At 40.9% G+C, this 247-nt stretch carries 1 protein-coding gene; it reads right to left on the minus strand.

The annotated features are described in order from the left end of the window. The coding region (locus tag V6260_RS18625) for a NifU family protein (protein ID WP_341595575.1) at positions 1 to 247 on the minus strand (247 nt) is incomplete at both ends.

A 247-nucleotide genomic window follows, 5' to 3' on the forward strand; every position in this document is an offset into this window, starting at 1 on the left:
CACCAGTGATTTCTTCAAACTTAGCTATCATCTCTTTTTCGATGCCATCTTTAAGAGTTACATCGATCATAGAACACCCATTACAACCACCACCAAATAGAAGTACAGCAATCCCTTCGGCTGTTACTTCTACAAGGCTAACTTGACCACCATGCTTAGCAAGTTGTGGGTTTACTTCTGTTTCAAGCATGTGTTGTACGCGCTCGTATAATGTAGCGTATTCGCCAATTTTACGAGCTTTAGCATT

It is taken from the genome of Pseudoalteromonas aliena (genome assembly GCF_038155085.1).
GTDB classification, from domain to species: Bacteria; Pseudomonadota; Gammaproteobacteria; order Enterobacterales; family Alteromonadaceae; genus Pseudoalteromonas; species Pseudoalteromonas aliena_A.